The sequence below is a fragment of the Bradyrhizobium sp. 2TAF36 genome (assembly GCF_052114925.1).
Lineage (GTDB): Bacteria > Pseudomonadota > Alphaproteobacteria > Rhizobiales > Xanthobacteraceae > Bradyrhizobium > Bradyrhizobium barranii.
On the sequence record NZ_JBFRFR010000052.1, the window covers coordinates 1 to 17887 of the forward strand.

Below are 17887 nucleotides of genomic sequence, written 5' to 3' on the forward strand. Positions count from 1 at the left end.
CGGCGTGTCCCGGCGTGTCCTTGCGATTCGGCGGCGTCCGTGCGCTGACCGATGTCAGCTTTGCCATCAATGACGGCGAGCTGTTCTCGATCATCGGCCCCAACGGCGCCGGCAAGACCTCGATCGTGAATTGTATTTCCGGCCGCTACAAGCCGACCGAGGGCCAGCTGTTCTACCGCGGCCGTGACATCACAGGGCTGACGCCGAACGCGCGCCCCACGCTCGGCATCGGCCGCACCTTCCAGAATCTGGCCCTGTTCCACCACATGAGCGTGCTCGACAACATCATGGTCGGGCGCCATCACCTCCTGAACAACAATTTCCTCACGGGATCGCTGTACTGGCTCACCGGCGCGCGCAAGGAAGAACTCGAGCACCGCCGCAAGGTCGAGGAGATCATCGACTTCCTCGATCTCCAGTCGGTGCGAAAGGCGCAAGCCGGCACCCTCTCCTACGGCCTGCGCAAGCGCGTCGAGCTCGCCCGTGCCATGGCGCTGGAGCCGCGCCTCATTCTCCTCGACGAGCCGATGGCCGGCATGAACTTCGAGGAGAAGGAGGACATGGCCCGCTACATCGTCGACCTCAACGAGGAGTTCGGGATGACGGTGGTGATGATCGAGCACGACATGGGCGTGGTAATGGACATCTCCCACCGCGTCATGGTGCTCGATTTCGGCCGCAAGATCGCCGAGGGCGATCCGGCCGCCGTGCTCGCCGATCCCCACGTCAGGCGCGCCTATCTCGGCGAGGAGGACGAGGTGCTGGTCGATCCGGACGATGCTCCGCCAGCGCAGGAGAGTGCGGCATGATGGATTACGCGGGCCGCGTCGCGCAGGCCGACACCTATCCGAAGATGCTGCGGCTCAATGCCAGGGAGCATGGCAACGAGATCGCGTTGCGCGAAAAGGATCTCGGGCTCTGGCGCGTCTTCACCTGGAATGACTACCACACCCGCGTACGCGAATTTGCGCTCGGCCTCATCGAATTGGGCTTGGGGCGTGAGGACGTCATCGGCATCATCGGCGACAACCGACCGGACTGGGTCGCGGCGGAAGTGGCGACCCACGCCATCGGTGGATTGAGCCTTGGGCTCTATCGCGACGTGCTGGACGAGGAAGCCTCCTACCTCCTCAACTATGGCGAGGCGCAGGTCGTTTTCGCCGAGGACGAAGAGCAGGTCGACAAGCTGCTTGCGCTTGCCGAGCGTGTCCCGCGACTGAAGCACATCATTTATTCCGATCCGCGCGGCATGCGGAAATACGACGATCCCAGACTGATGTCGGCGGAAGCGTTCGCGGAACTCGGCCGCGGCCGCGCGACGCGCGAGCCGGAGCTCTACGATCGCCTCGTCGATGCCACCAAGGGCGAGGATGTCGCGATTCTCTGCACCACATCGGGCACCACCTCGCACCCGAAACTCGCCATGCTCGCCGCCGGCCGCGTGCTCGGCCATTGCGCGACCTATCTCGCCTTCGATCCGAAAGGGCCGGACGACGAATACGTCTCCGTGCTGCCGCTTCCGTGGATCATGGAGCAGGTCTATGTGCTCGGCAAAGGCCTCTTGTGCCGGATGAAGATCAACTTCGTCGAAGAGCCTGATACGATGATGAACGATCTGCGCGAAATCGCGCCGACGTTCGTGCTGTTTGCGCCGCGCGTCTGGGAATCCATCGCCGCCGACGTCCGTGCCAAGGTGATGGACGCGACGCCTTTCAAACAGCGCCTGTTCGACATCGGCATGAAAAGCGGCCTCGCCGCGCTCGCAGACGGCAAACGTTCGAGCTTTGCCGACGCAATCCTGTTCCACGCGCTCCGCGACCGCCTCGGCTTTACCCGCCTGCGTTCGGCCGCGACCGGCGGCGCGGCACTCGGCCCTGATACCTTCAAGTTCTTTCAGGCCATGGGCGTGCCGCTGCGCACGCTCTACGGCCAGACCGAACTGTTAGGGGCCTACACGCTGCATCCCGAGGGCAAGGTCGACCCTGACACGACAGGCGTGCCGATGGCCGACAGCGTCGAGATCCGCATCGACAATGCCGACGTCCACGGCGTCGGCGAGATCGTGGTGCGGCACCCCAACATGTTTCTCGGCTACTACAAGAGCCCCGAGGCGAGCGTTGCCGACATCAGGGACGGCTGGATGCTGTCGGGCGATGCCGGCTATTTCAACGCGAACCGCCAGCTCGTCGTCATCGACCGCATCAAGGACCTCGCCGAGACCTCGCGCGGCGAGCGCTTCTCGCCGCAGTTCATCGAGAACAAGCTGAAGTTCTCGCCCTATATCGCGGAGGCCGTCGTGTTAGGCGCCGGCCGCGACGCGCTCGCGGCGATGATCTGCATCCGTTACTCCATCATCTCGAAATGGGCGGAGAAAAGCCGGCTCTCGTTCACGACCTACAGCGACCTCGCCTCGCGCCCCGAGGTCTACGCGCTGCTCAAGAAGGAAGTCGAGACCGTCAACGCCACGCTTCCGCCGGCCCAACGCATCTCGCGCTTCCTGCTGCTCTACAAGGAGCTCGACGCCGACGACGGCGAGCTCACCCGCACCCGAAAGGTGCGCCGCAGCGTCATCAACGAGAAATACGAAGGCATCATCAACGCGATCTACCGCGGCGACGCCGACATCCCCGTCGACACCGTGATCCGCTTCCAGGACGGCACCACGCAGCGCGTGCGAACGACGCTGCGCGTGGTGGATCTCGGCGGACATGGGCATATGGCGGAGGCCGCGGAGTGAACCTGCTTCGAACCGAGACCGCGCTGCCAGCCGATGCGCCCTCTCCCCTTGTGGGAGAGGGCATCTCCCCCGCTAGCCACACCCTCACCCGGGTGAGGGGTCCTCTCTCCGCACCGTCGCTGCCGAGAGAACCCCTCACCCGGCTTCGCTTCGCGAAGCCACCCTCTCCCACAAGGGGAAAGGGTGCGCCGTCATCGCTTCTGCATTTTGCGCGGGCATCGACATGAACACCGCCTTCCTCATCCAGCTCCTGGTCAACGGCCTCGTGGTCGGCACGCTCTATGGCGTGGTCGCGATGTCGTTCGTACTGATCTACAAGGCGACGCAGGTCGTCAACTTCGCGCAAGGCGAACTGCTGCTGGTCGGCGCCTGGGTGTGCTGGGCGCTGCTTGCGAAGTACCAGGTGCCGTTCTGGATCGGCATGCCGATGACGCTGGTGTTCATGTTCGTATTCGGCATCGCGATCCAGGTCCTGATCCTGAGACCGATGATCGGCGAACCCATCATCTCGGTGATCATGGTGACGATCGGCCTCTCGACCGTGCTCCAGGCCACGCTGAAATGGATGTTCGGCGTCAATCCGCAACCGTTCCCGCGCGTGTTCGAGAGTCAGTCGGTCAGCCTGCTCGGGCTTCAGATCCAGACCGTCTATGTCATGAGCCTCGTGGTCTCGGTCGCGATGATGATCGGCATGGCCTGGTTCTTCCGCGCCTCCAAATACGGCCTCGCGATGCGCGCGACCGCGTTCAACCAGCAGGTCTCGCAGTCGCTCGGCATCTCCGTCAAGAGCGTGTTCGCGATGGCGTGGGCGATCTCCGCGACAGTGTCGGCGGTCGCGGGCGTGGTGGTCGCCGTGGTCAACGGCGTGTCCTCGGGACTCGCGGCCTACGGCATCAAGGTGTTCCCGGCGGCGATCCTCGGCGGGCTCGATTCCGTCGGCGGCGCCGTGCTCGGCGGCATCATCATCGGCTTGCTCGAGAACATCGCGCAATATGTCGACAGCGAGTATCTGCACTGGGGCAATCTCTACGAGATCGCACCGTTCTACGTCCTCATCATCGTGCTGATGATCAAGCCCTACGGCCTGTTCGGCACCCACGACATCGAGCGGATCTGATCCATGGCCGGCCCTGCCCTCATCCCTGCTGGTGATTTCCGCACCTCCTACGCGGCGGACACCACGATCTTCCCGACCACGACCAGCCGCAACTTTGCGATCATCGGCGTGCTGTTGCTCTGCCTCGTGCCGCAACTCCTTGGCGGGTACTGGCTCAGCATCCTGATCCAGATCGGCATCTTCTCGATCGCGGCGCTCGGCCTCAACATCCTAGTCGGCTTCACCGGCCAGATCTCGATCGGCCATGCCGCCTTTTTCCTGCTCGGCGCCTTCACTTCGGCCTACATCTCCAACAACGCGCCGATCCCGGTGTTCTTCGCGATCCCGCTTGCGGGCGTCGTCACCGCGCTGGTCGGGCTGATCTTCGGCATCCCGGCGGCGCGACTGAAGGGGCTCTACCTCGTCATCGCAACGCTGGCGGCGCAATACATCCTGCTCGACTTCTTCTCCCGCGCGGAGTGGTTCACCGGGGGCTCGGTGCCCGCCAGCGCCAATCCGTTCTCGATCTTCGGCTTCACGCTGCGCGGCGACAGACAGTATTTCTATGTCGTGCTGGCCTATGTGGTCGCGAGCTACGTCCTCGTCACCAATCTGATGCGCACACGCGACGGCCGTGCGCTCGTGGCGATCCGCGACCATTATCTCTCCGCCGAGATCATGGGCATCAACCTCACCAAATACCGCACGCTGTCGTTTGGGCTGGCCGCCTTCTTCGCCGGCATCGCCGGCGCGCTTTATGCCCACTACCAGCTCGTGGTCTCGCAGGAGGGTTTCGGCATCGAGCGCTCGATCCTGTTCCTTGCCATGATCATCATCGGCGGCACCGGTTCGATCATGGGCACGCTGATGGGCACCGCCTTCGTGGTGCTGCTGCCTGAGACGATGGAATTCATCAGCCTCTACCTGAAGGGCGGCGCGATCGACAAGGCGCTGTCCCTCAACACCAACATCACCTTCCTGCGCGAGATCGCGATCGGAGTGATCATCATCGCGTTCCTGATGTTCGAGCCGGACGGGCTCGCGCATCGCTGGCGACAGATCAAGGCGTACTGGAAACTCTACCCGTTCTCGCATTGAGCACGGGCAACTTTCTAACCAACGAAAAAACAGGAGGAGGCAACCAATGAAGACAAAATCCCTTTTGAGCACCGCATCGCTCGCGCTGGCGATCGCCGCATTCTCGGCCGGCGCGCAGGCGCAGATCGCGATCGGCCATCTCGCCGATTATTCCGGCGGCACCTCCGACGTCGGCACGCCCTACGGCCAGGCCGTCGCCGACACCTTCGCCTGGGTCAACAAGAACGGCGGCGTCGGCGGCAAGCAGCTCAACGTCGATACCAACGACTACGGCTACCAGGTGCCGCGCGCGATCGCGCTCTACAAGAAATGGTCGGCGCCGGACTCCAAGGTCGCCGCGATCATGGGCTGGGGCACCGCAGACACCGAAGCGCTGACCGGCTTCCTCGCCCAGGACAAGATTCCCGACCTCTCCGGCTCCTATGCCGCAGCCCTCACCGATCCCGAGGGCGTCAGCGGCAAGGCCAAGCCTGCGCCTTATAATTTCTTCTACGGCCCGAGCTATTCGGACTCGCTGCGCGCGATGCTGATGTGGGCGGCCGAGGACTGGAAGGCCAAGGGCAAGCCCGGCAAGCCGAAGTTCGTGCACATGGGCGCCAACCACCCCTATCCGAACGCGCCGAAGGCCGCAGGCGAAGCCATGGCGCAGGAGCTCGGCTTCGAGGTGCTGCCGCCGCTGGTGTTCGCGCTCACACCGGGTGACTACAGCGCGCAGTGCCTGAGCCTGAAATCCTCGGGTGCCAACTACGCCTATCTCGGCAACACCGCGGCTTCCAACATCTCCGTCCTGAAGGCTTGCAAGACCGCCGGCGTCGAGATTCAGTTCCTCGGCAATGTCTGGGGCATGGACGAGAACGCCGCCAAGACCGCCGGCGATGCCGCCAACGGCGTGATCTTCCCGCTGCGCACCGCAGTGAGCTGGGGCGGCGATGCGCCCGGCATGAAGACGGTGATGGAGATCTCCAAGATGTCCGACCCCACCGGCAAGGTCTACCGGCCCGTGCATTACATCGCGGCGGTCTGCTCGGCGCTCTACATGAGGGAGGCGCTCGACTGGGCTGCCAAGAACGGCGGGGCGACCGGCGAGAACGTCGCCAAGGGCTTCTACCAGAAGAAGGACTGGGTGCCGGCCGGAATGGACGGCGTCTGCAATGCCTCGACCTGGACCGACAAGGACCACCGCGGCACGCTGAAGGTCGACCTCTATCGCACCAAGATCGCGGGTGCGACCGACGGCGACCTCAATGATCTCATGGCCAAGGGCACGATCAAGCTCGAGAAGGTCAAGACCGTCGAGCTGCCGCGCAAGCCGGAATTGTTGGGGTGGTGAGCCCGGCGCTCACCCAAGGCACAACGGTCATCCCCCGCGAAAGCGGGGGATCCAGTACGCCGCGGCCTCTCGGGGAACGTCGAGCGTCTCTGGAATACTGGGTCACCCGCCTTCGCGGGCGACGACACCGAGAGAGTAACTGACCATGAGTGAACCGGCTCACATCGAGCGTCCCTCCCCCAGCGTCGTGCCCGCGCCGCCCCTCCTCGCCGTCCGCAACATCGAGGTCGTCTATGACGACGTCATCCTGGTGCTGCGAGGCCTCAGCCTCGACGTGCCCAAGGGCGCGATCGTGGCGTTGTTGGGGGCCAACGGCGCCGGCAAGTCGACGACGCTGAAGGCGATCTCGGGGCTGCTCAAGACCGAGGACGGCGAGGTCACACGCGGCGAGATCCTGTTCGAGGGCTCCGCTATCGCCGGCATCGATCCCGACAAGATCGTGCGTCGCGGCATCTTCCAGGTGATGGAGGGCCGGCGCATCGTCGCCGACATGACGTCGCTCGAAAACCTCAAGCTCGGCGCCTTCACCCGCAGGGATCGCGAGGTCGATGCCGATCTCGACATGGTCTTCAACTATTTCCCGCGCCTGAAGGAGCGCACCGGCCTTGCCGGTTATCTCTCAGGCGGCGAGCAGCAGATGCTTGCGATCGGCCGCGCTCTGATGGCGCGCCCGAAGATGATCTTGATGGACGAGCCCTCGATGGGCCTGTCGCCGCTGCTGGTGAAAGAGGTGTTCTCGATTATCCAGAAGATCAACCGCGACCTCGGCGTCACCATCCTGCTGGTCGAGCAGAACGCCCGCGCCGCGCTGTCGGTGGCGAGCCACGGCTACATCATGGAACAGGGCAAGGTGGTGCTCGACGGCACCGCGGACGAACTGCGCGACAACGAGGACGTCAAGGAGTTCTACCTCGGCGGCGCCGGCGATCAGCGCAAGAGCTTCAAGAACCTAAAGAGTTTCAAACGGCGCAAACGGTGGCTGTGAAACTCAGCTCAGCACCTGCTCCGCTTCCGTGACTGCGCAGAGAACATGATAGAACGACGACGCAGGAATGGTGTCGACCAGCGATTTGCCGTCGCGATCGAACTGATCGTACCAGCCGCCCTTCACGGGATGGCTGAGATAATGGCGTTYGAGCCGCACCAGCGCCGCGCGCGCCTCATCGGCCGCGCCGGCCTCGCCGGACTCGGCCTGCGCGATCCACGCCTTCGCCATCTCGGTCTGCGGCCACAGCCGGCGCGTGCTGCGACGGATGTTGCCGCTGGCATCGCCCTCGTCGACCAGACACCCCGTGGCCTCGTCGCGATAGCGCAGCGCGGTGGCGAGCAGCTCGGCGCGACGCTGTCCGGTCGGGCAACCCGTGATGCGTTCAAACCCTTTCAGCAGCCAGACCCACTCCGCCTGATGGCCGGGCTCGACGCTGACCGGCTCGATCTTGGACCAGTCCTCCTCGAAATACTCCGTCAGGATCCGCTTCTGCTTGTCGTAGAGATTGGCGAGGAACAGCGCGAAGAACTCGCCGGCGCGGTTCTGGAACGACAGATCGTGGGTCGCGTCGAAGCACGCGATCATCGCCTCGAACAGATGCATGTGCGGGTTCTGCCGGCGCGGCAGCGAGACCGGCAGGCCTTCATGCACGCCGCCATGCGGCGAGCGCAGATGGCTGTCGAGGAAGGCGAGCAGCGCGTCGATCTCGGCGCGAATTTGCGCATCCTGGTCGAGCCCGTAGACGGCCGCGAGCGCAAACAGGATGAAGGCGTGGTCGTAAGCATCGCGTCGGCCGTCCAGCACGGCGCCGTCCGGCGTCAGCCGGTGCACGTAGCCAGGCCGGCCGTCTGGCGCCTTCGCTTTGCTGAGCAGATGCTCCAGCCCCTTCAGCGCGACGGCGCGCCCCCCAGGGTACCAGCCCATCTGCGCCGCCTTGGCGTAACAATAGATCTGGCGCGCCTGCACGAGCACGCGCCGCGGTGCGGCCGCATCGGCCGTGCCGTCACGGTGCAGCCGGTCGACGAAACCGCCTGCCGCATCGTCCCAGCCGACGGACGACCACAGCGGCAGCGCCTCGTCGATCATGCGGCGCTTCAGGCGCGCGACGACGTCCGCCGCCTCGTCCGCCACAATGATGCCTTCGTCCGCCATCGCGTCCTCTCCACGCCTCGACACTGGCCGTCTGATACCCATGCCGGCGGCGGCGTGCAACGGATGCCAACCCGGAAAGACCAGCCATGACTGCCCATTACGACGCCCGCGAGACGCGCGAACCGGCCGTGCGCGAGGCGGAGCTGTTCTCCCGCCTGCCGAACGTGCTGCGCGGCGCAATGGCCGCACCCGCCTACGCCGAGCGGCTGAAGGGCATAGATCCGGCCGCCGTGACCTCCAGGGCGGCGCTGGCGGGCCTGCCGGTGCTGCGCAAGTCGGAGCTGCCCGCCCTGCACAAGGCCTCAGCGCCCTTCGGCGGCTTCGTGCCGGCAGCCCCGGGATCGTTCGCCCGCCTCTTCACCTCTCCCGGTCCGATCTTCGAGCCTGAAGGGCGGCAGGCCGATCCCTGGCGCGGTGCGCGGGCGCTGTTCGCGGCCGGGTTCCGCCCCAATGACATCGTGCTCAACACCTTCAGCTACCACCTCACCCCCGGCGGCTTTATCTTCGATGCCTCGGCCCGCGCGCTCGGCTGCGCAGTGATCCCGGCGGGCCCCGGCAATACCGAGCAGCAATTCGAGCTGATCGAGGCCTACCGTCCGGTCGGCTACAGCGGCACGCCGGACTTTCTGAAGATATTGCTCGATGCCGCAGCAAGCTCGGGGCGCGACGTCTCATCGATCAAGCGCGCGCTGGTCTCGGGTGCGGCCTTCCCGCCCTCGCTCCAAGCCGAAATCAAGGCACGCGGCATCGACGCCTACCAGGCCTTCGGCACCGCCGACCTCGGCCTCATCGCCTTCGAGACCGAGGCGCGCGAGGGCATGGTCGTGAACGAGGATCTGATCATAGAGATCGTCAAGCCCGGCACCGGAGATCCCGTCGCGCCGGGCGACGTCGGCGAGATCGTGGTGACCTCGCTCGATCCGCACCATCCCTGGATCCGCCTCGCGCTCGGCGACCTCACCGCGGTGTTGCCGGGCCTAAGCAAATGCGGGCGCACCAACATGCGCATCAAGGGCTGGATGGGCCGCGCCGACCAGACCACCAAGGTCAAGGGCATGTTCGTCCGACCGGAGCAGGTCGCCGAGATCGGCAAGCGCCACGCCGCGCTCGGCCGGCTGCGCCTCGTCGTCATGCGCCAGGGCGAGGCCGATGCGATGACGCTACGAGCGGAAACTGCGGCCGCGAGCGACGCCCTGCGCGAGGAAATTGCAGGCACCTTGCGCGCGGTAACGAAACTCGGCGGCAATGTCGAGCTGGTCAGCCCGGGCGCGCTGCCGAACGACGGCAAGGTGATCGCGGACGAGCGGTGAGCAACCGATCATCCAATGTCCGCCACAGCAGCATAACAGGGAACTTCTCAAAAAAGATGGTCCAAAAACAGGCTCTCACCGAGTCCACAGATATTGGCTAGCCTGCTTTGGGTAATGTTTTCCGCGGCTTCGGCATCGCTGCCGGCACTTTCCTGTTAATGCCAATAACAGGCCGCGAACAGGAGGCGATCTGGATAAAATCTCGCGCCCGCCTTCTCTCCCAACCTTGAGGCATTTGCGCGGACGAGATGAAAATCGAATGCTCGTCTCGAATATCTCGCGATTGCGCAACAGCTTTCCTGTCCTGACGGAGCACGGCCGATCCGGTTAGAGCAAGCCCGAACTCGGCGGACGGAATATGTTGCCGCCATTGAATGGCGTCCGCGCCTCTGGACGCGATCAAACTGGTGGCGCCGCTGCAACACCGCAGGCAGAGTCTTGGCAGGGCCGGAATGTTCAAACTCACAGTCGTAGGACCATAAGACGAATGCACAGTGGTGCCACGGCGGGCGTTGAGGACCTCAGGGACGCGCAAGAGGAAGTCGAGGATAGAGTTTCACATTTGGTAACTTGAGGCGCGCACGCTGATCTCATGAATATTTCCTCTCGGTTGCTGCACCATCGCAGCTCTCCATTATCTATCGTCCCGCCAACGATGTTGTCCTCATCCGCGCAAAGCGGCGACGCTCGCATAGCCGAGCGCTTGCGCAGGTGCTGCTGCAGCGGCGATGTGAAGTCGAGGGGATGCACAGACCCATTGTGCATTTGGTAACGGAGGATCCTTCATCGTGAGTTTTATGAACACATCAGTCTTACCCGCGGCACATTCGCAGCTTTCCATCGTCTATCGCCCAGCTAACAATCTCGTTCCTGATCCGCGCAATGTGAGGACACATCCGAAGCGGCAGATTGAACAGCTCAAGGCCTCCATTAAGGAGTTCGGATTTACCAATCCGATACTAGTCGACCCCGACGGCAACATCATCGCCGGTCATGGCCGGCTTCAAGCGGCAAAAGCTTTGGGCCTTGCCCAAGTGCCGACCATCACCCTCTCCGACCTCTCGGAGACCCAGAAACGCGCGCTGCGATTGGCCGACAACAAGATCGCGCTCAATGCCGGCTGGGACATCGAGATCCTGCAAGCAGAACTAGGCGAACTCACCTCGATTGATCTCGACATCGACCCAACCCTCACCGGCTTTTCCACCGGCGAAATTGACGTCATCCTGTCCGGATCGGCGGCCGATCCCGATGATGAAATCGTCCCGGCCGTGCCTAGGACTCCGAATACGAAACCAGGCGACATCTGGATTCTCGGAGAGCACCGGATCGGATGCGGGGATAGCCGCGATGCCGCTTTCCTTGAGCGCGTTGTCGGCAAGGCACGGATCGATGCTGCGTTCCTGGATCCACCTTACAACGTCCGAATCGAAGGCAACGCAAACCCGACGGGCCGTCACGGTGAGTTTGCCATGGCTTCCGGCGAGATGAATGAAGCCCAATTCCGGACCTTCCTTAAAGATACGCTTGGAGCCGCAGCGAATTGCTCCCGTGATGGCGCGGTCCATTTTGTCTGCATGGACTGGCGGCACATGGACGACGTTACGGCGGTGGGCTCAACCATCTATGGCGATCTCCTCAATCTCTGCATCTGGAACAAGTCCAATGCCGGAATGGGATCGCTGTACCGGTCCAAGCACGAGCTGGTCTTCGTCTACCGGGTGGGCTCGGCCTCTCATGTCAATATGGTCGAGCTCGGCAAGCACGGTCGCAATCGCACCAATGTCTGGGACTATGCATCTGCCAATTCCACGCGGGGCGGCCGACGAGAAGACCTTGCCCTGCATCCCACCGTGAAGCCGGTTGGGCTCGTTGCGGACGCTATCAAGGATGTCACCAAACACGGCGATCTGGTGCTCGATCTCTTTCTCGGCTCGGGCACAACATTGCTCGCGGCCGAGCGCGCTGGCCGACGTTTTCGCGGGATCGAGATAGATCCGAAATATGTCGACGTGGCGCTCGAGCGCTGGTCGGCGCAAACCGGCCTTGAGCCACTCCTGGAAGGAGCAGGGTCATGAACGCCAAGCCCGAGACCGCTCCTCAGCCTGCTGTGGATCCCGATCGAACAGCCCCGGATTCGCCAAATGCGGGCAGGTTTCACAAGGGCCGCAGCGGCAACCCTAAGGGACGACCACGCGGTTCCAGCAAGGGCGCGAAAGAGGGCTCCGCCTTGGAAGTGCTGCTCGACAAGACCGTGATCACCACTCACGGGGGAAGAGCGCGCGAGATCTCGATGGAAGAAGCACTGTGGCACCGAACCCTAAGGGACGCGTTCGCGGGCAAACGCATGGCCATGCGGCAGGTCGAGAAGTGGATCATCACGCGCGAAGCGTGGCTGAAAAAACATGCTCCCACGCAGCCGTCGCACGCAAAAATCACGCGGCATTTCTCCCCCGATCCGGACAATGCAGATGCGGCACTCGTGATCCTCGGGATCGCAGCACCGAACCCGACAAGGTCGGATTTGGGTTTGGAGCGTGCCCAGCTTCTTCTTGAGCCTTCGGCGGCTCAACTTGGGCTCGACCGAACTCGTCGTGGCGCAAGTCTTTCCGAAAGCGAATGCGACGAGGTCCGGCGCTGCACGCGCGATTCTCACATGCTAATTTTTGGGGGCGACAGCTCCAAGCGACTCACAGGAGACGCCGATGGGTTGGATTAATAACGCCAACGAAGTCGGCTATGGACGGCCGCCGAAGGGTTCGCGCTTCGTGAAAGGCCAGAGCGGCAATCTCGCCGGCCGCCCCCGCGGTCGTCACCGGCTTGCACCTTATGAGGCGGTGCTCGGTCAAATGGTTACGATCCGTGAACGCGGCACTGAACGCCTTGTCACCGCGACTGAAGCATACCTCCTTCATCTGGCAAAGCGCGGCCTCGAGGGTGATGGCGCAGCGGCACGGGCTTCGCTTGCACTGATCGAGCAGGCACGAGGTGAAAAGAGCCAAAGCGAGCCAATGACAATCGTCCACGTAGGTGTAGACCCAGGTAGCGTCACCCTCGCACTTGAACCATTGCGTATGGCGAGAAAGCTCGATCCGTATCGCGAGACCGCTCGCATGGCGATCGAACCGTGGCTTGTCGAAGCCACTTTAGAGCGCCTGCCGCGGCGGCTCTCGCCGACCGAACAGCGCATCGTAGTGGACGCTACGCGCACGCCAAAGAAGGTGCGATGGCCCAAATGGTGGAGCGAGCATCCTTGAGCACCTTCCGGTCAGAAGTCGCGCAAAAGAGCAAGAATCTTGCTCCGAAAAGGACTGGCATTCAAAGCCGATCGGAGCGCTACTGATTCTGCCGGGCGCAAGCGGCCTCGGCATCTCACCTCGCGACTGCGGGGCTTAAGGCAGTGCGGCGGAGAAGCCGCGCAAGCTTTAAGTAGGAGATCCCGTTGAGTACCCTTCAAACTGATGCGTCCCGCGCGACAGAGCCGCATAACCCAACATTCAAATTTAATCCGCACGACCGGCGGCACTTCATCGGCGGTTCGGACGCCCGCATCATCATGGGCGACGATCAGGGCGCTCTTACCCAGCTTTGGTATGAGAAACGCGGCGAGGCGGAACCCGAAGACCTCTCCGACAATTTAATCGTTCAGCTCGGCACTGTAACCGAACTACTGAATCGCGCCTGGTACCAGCGCATCTCAGGCCAAACCATCAAGGACATCCAAAAACGCGTTCGTCACCCCATTCACAAATGGATGGCGGCGACTCTTGACGGGATGGTCGAGCAGACCGGCGCGGTATTCGAAGCCAAGTTCATGCTTCCATGGGCCTTCACAGAGGAGGCTGCAGCCGACAAGCACATGGCACAGCTCCAGCACAACATGTGGGTTACCGCCGCGCGCAGCTCTATTCTCTCCATCATCACCGGTGGCGGCAAATGGGTCGAGATCAAGATCTACGCCGATCCGCTTTATCAGCACCTCCTGCTCACCGCCGAAAAGAAGTTCTGGCGCTGCGTGCAACGCGGCGAGCCGCCGATCCTCTTCAACATCGAGACGCCACGTCCACGCCTGGAGGCGGTCAAGGTCATGGACATGTCCACGTCCAATCAGTGGGCGGAACTTGCCGCGACCTATCTTCGCACCCGGTCGGCGCATGGCGAGCACGAGACAGCCAAATCGGACCTGAAGAAGCTGATGCCGGAGGATGCCAAAGAGGCGAAAGGCCACGGCATCAAGGCCAAGCGCTCCAAATCGGGGGCTGTCAGCTTCGAGGCCCAGTCTGCGGAGGGGTCTCATGCACCGGTCCAGTGAGAATATCGGAGCCATCGCAGCCGCCCTCGCCCGGGCCCAGGCCGAATTGATGAACCCTGAGAAGACCCTGACGGCGGTCATCCGGTCACCCTTCCCGCGGGAGGGGAACCGGACCTTCCGCTATGCCTCGCTCGCCTCTGGCCTGGACATCGTCCGGAAGACCCTGAGCCAGCAGGAGATCGCTACTATCCAGACCACCCGAACCGAGCAGATGAGCGGCCAGATTCATCTTACGACCCTGCTCGCCCATGCTTCGGGGGAATGGATTTCCTCCGATCTTCCGGTCTGCTCCGGCAAGGACGTCGAGGCGCCGCATCGGATGGGTGCGGCGCTAACCTATGCACGCCGATACGCACTGTTCGCGCTCGTCGGTATCGCAGGTGAAGACGACCTCGATGCACCCGATGCCATCGCTGGAGTACCGCCCTCTCCTGAGCAACGCCTTGCCTCAAAAGTGAAAGAAAAGACGCCCAAACCTCTTTTGAACAGGCCGCCGGTTCTTGGAGGGGCAGATTCAGCGGCACTGCGTCAGCGGTTGCTGATTGAGCTCGCAGGCACCGAAGATCTCCTGGCTTGGGCCAAAGCCAGCCTGCCCGTCAAAAACACCCTCCAACAGATTGATGCTCGATCGATCGAGGCTGCTTATCAGGCGAGATTGGAGTCGGCACCGGATCCCATGCAACCAATAGCTGGCGCCCCTCAAAACCCACCGGATATCACCGAGCTCGACGAGGCCGAGCCCACCTCGACGGCCATTCAAACCGGCCTTGCTATCCCCAAGGAACCGCCCCGCAAGAGGAACAAGTTACATCTCGCCTTCGTCCGCGAACATCCCTGCCTCGTATGCAAACAATCGCCCGCGGATGCGCATCACCTGAAGTTCGCTCAACCCAGAACACTGAGCCGCAAGGTCAGCGACGAGTTTACCGTGCCTCTCTGCCGCTTGCATCACGAAGCCTTGCACCGGTACGGCAACGAAAAGGCGTGGTGGGCAAACATGCAGATATCGCCCTTGCCTGTCGCAAGGGAGCTCTGGGCGGCAAGCACGGCTACCGCCGCTAGCCCCGAAGTCGCGGCATTGGATCGCAAACCGCACCAAACTTTGCAGACGGAAGCGCAGCAGCAATGATCGACCCTTCAAAACCAAAAGAAACGGCACGGTCCGATCAACCGCTATCCATCAAGCCAAACAGACGGCCTGAAATCACTCAACTGCAAGAGGATCACCGGTCCGATGGCAAAGGGCCACGCGAGCCGATTTTCGGCACGGGTGCCGCACCCTTTCTCGCTGAGCTCATTATCACTGTCGGAGCAATTAGCCTCGTGCTTATCGTCCTGATGTTGGCCAGCGTCGCAAAGCAGAAGGCTTCCGGGTTGTTATTTGGCACCTCTCCGCAAGCACGACCTCTGGAACCGGACAAAGCGAAAGTGATCGAGGGGTACGAATTCAAGCGTATCAACTAACCAATCACGCCCCAGTCTGCTCTTTGCAGACTGGGACGTTGCCCCACAACCAGGCTCCTCATCGATCTAAACAACCGACCTATAGACCATGATACGAAAATCGAGAGTACTGTTGCTGACTCGGAACCCCTGCGTTATTTAGCTCCACGCAATGACGGTTCACCTTTCACCTCTAAGAACCGATCAAATATCCATCGAACAACCGCAATTTCTTTCGGATCGCCAGGCCGCACTCGGATATGATCGGTCATGAGATATTTGTGGTCGCCCGCTTTCATACCCCCTTTGATTGTCCCTTCTCTTCCACAAGCTCACTTACCAGGGCATAGCCAACCTTGCCGCATGATTGTCCGCAATAATAGCGATGTGCATCGCTTCATCTATTTTTGAGACAAATACGCCGCATATGTGCTCTTCAAGCCGTCGTGAAGCGAGGTCGTGGCGCGCCAGCCGAGCCTTGCGAGACGGCTGACGTCGAGCAGCTTGCGCGGCGTTCCATCGGGACGCGAGGTGTCGAAACTGATCTCGCCGCCGTAACCGACGATGTCGGCGACGACGCGGGCGAACTCGGCGATGGTGATGTCCTCGCCGGTGCCGTTGATCAGATCGGCGCTCGAATAGGTCTTCATCAGGTGCACACAGGCATCCGCCATGTCGTCGACATAGAGGAACTCGCGCCGGGGCGTGCCGGTGCCCCACACGATGACGCTCTTTGCGCCCGCGACTTTTGCCTCATGGAAACGGCGGATCAGGGCGGCGACGACGTGGCTCATTTCAGGGTGATAATTGTCGCCGGGGCCGTACAGATTGGTCGGCATCACGCTGATGAAGTCGCGGCCACACTGGCTGCGATAGGCCTCCACCATCTTGATGCCGGCGATCTTGGCGATCGCATAGGGCTCGTTGGTCGGCTCCAGCGGACCTGTGAGCACCGAGTCCTCGCGCAGCGGCTGCGGCGCCAGCTTCGGATAGATGCAGGACGAGCCCAGAAACATCAGCTTCTCGGCGCCGTTGAGATGCGCCGCCTGGATCACGTTAGCGGCAATCGCGATGTTGTCATAGATGAACTCGGCGCGCAGCGTGTCGTTGGCGACGATGCCGCCGACCTTGGCCGCGGCGAGGAAGATCACTTGCGGCCGTGTCCTGGCGAACCAGTCGAACACCGCGGCTTGGTTGCAGAGATCGACCTCGCGCCGGTCGACCGTGACGAGCTGCACGTCCTCCCGCGCCAGCCGGCGCAGCAGCGCAGCTCCGACCATGCCGCGATGGCCGGCGACATAGACGGTCTTGCCCTTCAGCTCAAACGGTCCGTTTGCCACTGCCAGCGTCCCGCTTTGCTTCGGCCAGATCGCTTGCCATCATCTCCTCGACCAGCTGGGCGAACGTTCGCTTCGGCTTCCAGCCGAGCACCTCGCGCGCCTTGCTGGCATCGCCGACGAGAAGATCGACCTCGGTCGGGCGGAAATAGGTCGGATCGACCCGCACCACGGTCTTGCCACTCGTCTCATCGACGCCGGTCTCCTCGGCGCCCTTGCCGCGCCATGCGATGCGGCGGCCGACATGCGCAAAGGACAGCTCGACCATCTCGCGCACCGAGCGCGTCTCGCCGGTGGCGAGCACGAAGTCATCGGGCTTGTCGGCTTGCAGGATCTTGTGCATGCCCTCGACATAGTCCCTGGCATGGCCCCAGTCGCGCTTGGCTTCGAGATTGCCGAGATAGAGCGTCTGTTCCAGCCCGACCTCGATACGCGCGACGCCGCGGGTGATCTTGCGGGTCACGAAGGTCTCGCCGCGGATCGGGCTCTCATGGTTGAACAGGATGCCGTTCGACGCGAACATGCCGTAGGCTTCGCGGTAGTTCACCGTGATCCAGTAGCCGTAAAGTTTTGCGACGCCGTAGGGCGAGCGCGGATAGAACGGCGTCGTCTCCTTCTGCGGGATCTCCTGCGCGAGGCCATAGAGCTCGGAGGTCGAGGCCTGATAGAACCGCGTCTCCTTCTCCATGCCGAGGATGCGGATCGCTTCCAGCAGGCGCAGCACGCCGATCGCGTCGGCATTGGCGGTGTATTCCGGGCTCTCGAAGCTCACGGCGACGTGGCTTTGGGCTGCGAGATTGTAGATCTCGGTTGGCCGGATCTGCTGCACGAGGCGGATCAGATTGGTCGAATCCGTCATGTCGCCGTAATGCATCAAGAATGGCACATTGCCGACATGCGGATCCTGGTAGAGATGATCGACGCGTGCGGTGTTGAACGAGGACGAACGCCGCTTGATGCCATGCACAATGTAGCCGAGCGACAGCAGGTATTCGGCGAGATAGGCACCGTCCTGACCGGTCACGCCGGTGATCAGAGCACCCCGTGGAGTCATTGGAGACCCTGTTCCATCAATCATGCTCAG

The 17887-nt window shown here is 62.7% G+C and carries 16 protein-coding genes; 13 read left to right on the forward strand and 3 right to left on the reverse strand.

Annotation, left to right across the window (positions count from 1 at the left end):
- Positions 1-14: 14 nt before the first annotated feature.
- From AB4Z51_RS27690 to AB4Z51_RS27715, 6 genes are all read left to right on the forward strand, one after another.
- Positions 15-809 (forward strand): ABC transporter ATP-binding protein, encoded by a 795-nt coding sequence (locus tag AB4Z51_RS27690; RefSeq protein ID WP_441498419.1) that lies wholly within the window; start codon positions 15-17, stop codon positions 807-809.
- The gene (locus AB4Z51_RS27695; protein ID WP_441498370.1) at positions 806-2737 is read left to right on the forward strand and encodes a long-chain fatty acid--CoA ligase; all 1932 of its coding nucleotides are present in this window, start codon (positions 806-808) and stop codon (positions 2735-2737) included. Before AB4Z51_RS27690 ends, AB4Z51_RS27695 begins: the two co-directional genes overlap by 4 nt.
- Positions 2738-2960: 223 nt before the next feature.
- Entirely contained in the window at positions 2961-3854 is an 894-nt protein-coding gene (locus AB4Z51_RS27700; protein ID WP_441498371.1) for a branched-chain amino acid ABC transporter permease, read from the forward strand.
- A gap of 3 nt (positions 3855-3857) precedes the next feature.
- Positions 3858-4931, forward strand: a complete 1074-nt coding sequence (locus AB4Z51_RS27705; protein ID WP_071912027.1) for a branched-chain amino acid ABC transporter permease — start codon at positions 3858-3860, stop codon at positions 4929-4931.
- A 46-nt stretch (positions 4932-4977) separates the two neighbouring features.
- Positions 4978-6261 (forward strand): ABC transporter substrate-binding protein, encoded by a 1284-nt coding sequence (locus AB4Z51_RS27710; protein WP_028152014.1) that lies wholly within the window; start codon positions 4978-4980, stop codon positions 6259-6261.
- 145 nt (positions 6262-6406) lie between these two features.
- Positions 6407-7246: an ABC transporter ATP-binding protein gene (locus AB4Z51_RS27715; protein WP_028152015.1), complete on the forward strand. Its 840-nt coding sequence runs from the start codon at positions 6407-6409 to the stop codon at positions 7244-7246.
- A gap of 3 nt (positions 7247-7249) precedes the next feature.
- Here the strand turns inward: AB4Z51_RS27715 and AB4Z51_RS27720 are convergent, their stop codons facing one another.
- Positions 7250-8401 (reverse strand): AGE family epimerase/isomerase, encoded by a 1152-nt coding sequence (locus AB4Z51_RS27720; protein WP_441498372.1) that lies wholly within the window; start codon positions 8399-8401, stop codon positions 7250-7252.
- 86 nt (positions 8402-8487) lie between these two features.
- On the opposite strand from AB4Z51_RS27720, the gene AB4Z51_RS27725 reads away from it, so the two are divergent.
- The 7 genes from AB4Z51_RS27725 to AB4Z51_RS27755 all read left to right on the forward strand — a co-directional run bounded on the left by AB4Z51_RS27725 (position 8488) and on the right by AB4Z51_RS27755 (position 15487).
- Entirely contained in the window at positions 8488-9711 is a 1224-nt protein-coding gene (locus AB4Z51_RS27725; protein WP_441498373.1) for a phenylacetate--CoA ligase family protein, read from the forward strand.
- Between the two features lie 797 nt (positions 9712-10508).
- Positions 10509-11789, forward strand: coding sequence for a site-specific DNA-methyltransferase (locus tag AB4Z51_RS27730; RefSeq protein WP_441498420.1), 1281 nt, complete (start codon positions 10509-10511; stop codon positions 11787-11789).
- A complete protein-coding gene (locus AB4Z51_RS27735; protein WP_441498374.1) occupies positions 11786-12430 on the forward strand; it encodes a DUF5681 domain-containing protein in 645 nt (214 codons plus the stop codon). Before AB4Z51_RS27730 ends, AB4Z51_RS27735 begins: the two co-directional genes overlap by 4 nt.
- Positions 12417-12968, forward strand: a complete 552-nt coding sequence (locus tag AB4Z51_RS27740; RefSeq protein ID WP_441498375.1) for a DUF5681 domain-containing protein — start codon at positions 12417-12419, stop codon at positions 12966-12968. The genes AB4Z51_RS27735 and AB4Z51_RS27740 overlap by 14 nt, the downstream gene beginning before the upstream one ends.
- A 185-nt stretch (positions 12969-13153) precedes the next feature.
- A complete protein-coding gene (locus AB4Z51_RS27745) occupies positions 13154-14023 on the forward strand; it encodes a YqaJ viral recombinase family protein (RefSeq protein ID WP_441498376.1) in 870 nt (289 codons plus the stop codon).
- Positions 14007-15152, forward strand: a complete 1146-nt coding sequence (locus AB4Z51_RS27750) for an ERF family protein (RefSeq protein WP_441498377.1) — start codon at positions 14007-14009, stop codon at positions 15150-15152. The genes AB4Z51_RS27745 and AB4Z51_RS27750 overlap by 17 nt, the downstream gene beginning before the upstream one ends.
- The gene (locus AB4Z51_RS27755) at positions 15149-15487 is read left to right on the forward strand and encodes a hypothetical protein (RefSeq protein WP_441498378.1); all 339 of its coding nucleotides are present in this window, start codon (positions 15149-15151) and stop codon (positions 15485-15487) included. Before AB4Z51_RS27750 ends, AB4Z51_RS27755 begins: the two co-directional genes overlap by 4 nt.
- A gap of 380 nt (positions 15488-15867) precedes the next feature.
- On the opposite strand, the gene AB4Z51_RS27760 is transcribed toward AB4Z51_RS27755, so the two are convergent.
- Together AB4Z51_RS27760 and gmd are read right to left on the reverse strand one after the other, a co-directional pair.
- A complete protein-coding gene (locus AB4Z51_RS27760; protein WP_441498379.1) occupies positions 15868-16806 on the reverse strand; it encodes a GDP-L-fucose synthase family protein in 939 nt (312 codons plus the stop codon).
- Positions 16787-17857 (reverse strand): GDP-mannose 4,6-dehydratase, encoded by a 1071-nt coding sequence (gene gmd, locus AB4Z51_RS27765; RefSeq protein WP_441498380.1) that lies wholly within the window; start codon positions 17855-17857, stop codon positions 16787-16789. The genes AB4Z51_RS27760 and gmd overlap by 20 nt, the downstream gene beginning before the upstream one ends.
- Positions 17858-17887 lie beyond the last annotated feature (30 nt).

Bases quoted from the DNA above. Each gene is read 5' to 3' on its own strand.
- AB4Z51_RS27695 (WP_441498370.1), top strand. From the start codon at position 806: ATGATGGATTACGCGGGCCGCGTCGCGCAGGCCGACACCTATCCGAAG.
- AB4Z51_RS27750 (WP_441498377.1), top strand. From the start codon at position 14,007: ATGCACCGGTCCAGTGAGAATATCGGAGCCATCGCAGCCGCCCTCGCC.
- AB4Z51_RS27715 (WP_028152015.1), top strand. From the start codon at position 6,407: ATGAGTGAACCGGCTCACATCGAGCGTCCCTCCCCCAGCGTCGTGCCC.
- AB4Z51_RS27725 (WP_441498373.1), top strand. From the start codon at position 8,488: ATGACTGCCCATTACGACGCCCGCGAGACGCGCGAACCGGCCGTGCGC.
- gmd (WP_441498380.1), bottom strand. From the start codon at position 17,857: ATGACTCCACGGGGTGCTCTGATCACCGGCGTGACCGGTCAGGACGGT.
- AB4Z51_RS27755 (WP_441498378.1), top strand. From the start codon at position 15,149: ATGATCGACCCTTCAAAACCAAAAGAAACGGCACGGTCCGATCAACCG.
- AB4Z51_RS27740 (WP_441498375.1), top strand. From the start codon at position 12,417: ATGGGTTGGATTAATAACGCCAACGAAGTCGGCTATGGACGGCCGCCG.
- AB4Z51_RS27735 (WP_441498374.1), top strand. From the start codon at position 11,786: ATGAACGCCAAGCCCGAGACCGCTCCTCAGCCTGCTGTGGATCCCGAT.
- AB4Z51_RS27705 (WP_071912027.1), top strand. From the start codon at position 3,858: ATGGCCGGCCCTGCCCTCATCCCTGCTGGTGATTTCCGCACCTCCTAC.
- AB4Z51_RS27730 (WP_441498420.1), top strand. From the start codon at position 10,509: ATGAACACATCAGTCTTACCCGCGGCACATTCGCAGCTTTCCATCGTC.
- AB4Z51_RS27700 (WP_441498371.1), top strand. From the start codon at position 2,961: ATGAACACCGCCTTCCTCATCCAGCTCCTGGTCAACGGCCTCGTGGTC.
- AB4Z51_RS27710 (WP_028152014.1), top strand. From the start codon at position 4,978: ATGAAGACAAAATCCCTTTTGAGCACCGCATCGCTCGCGCTGGCGATC.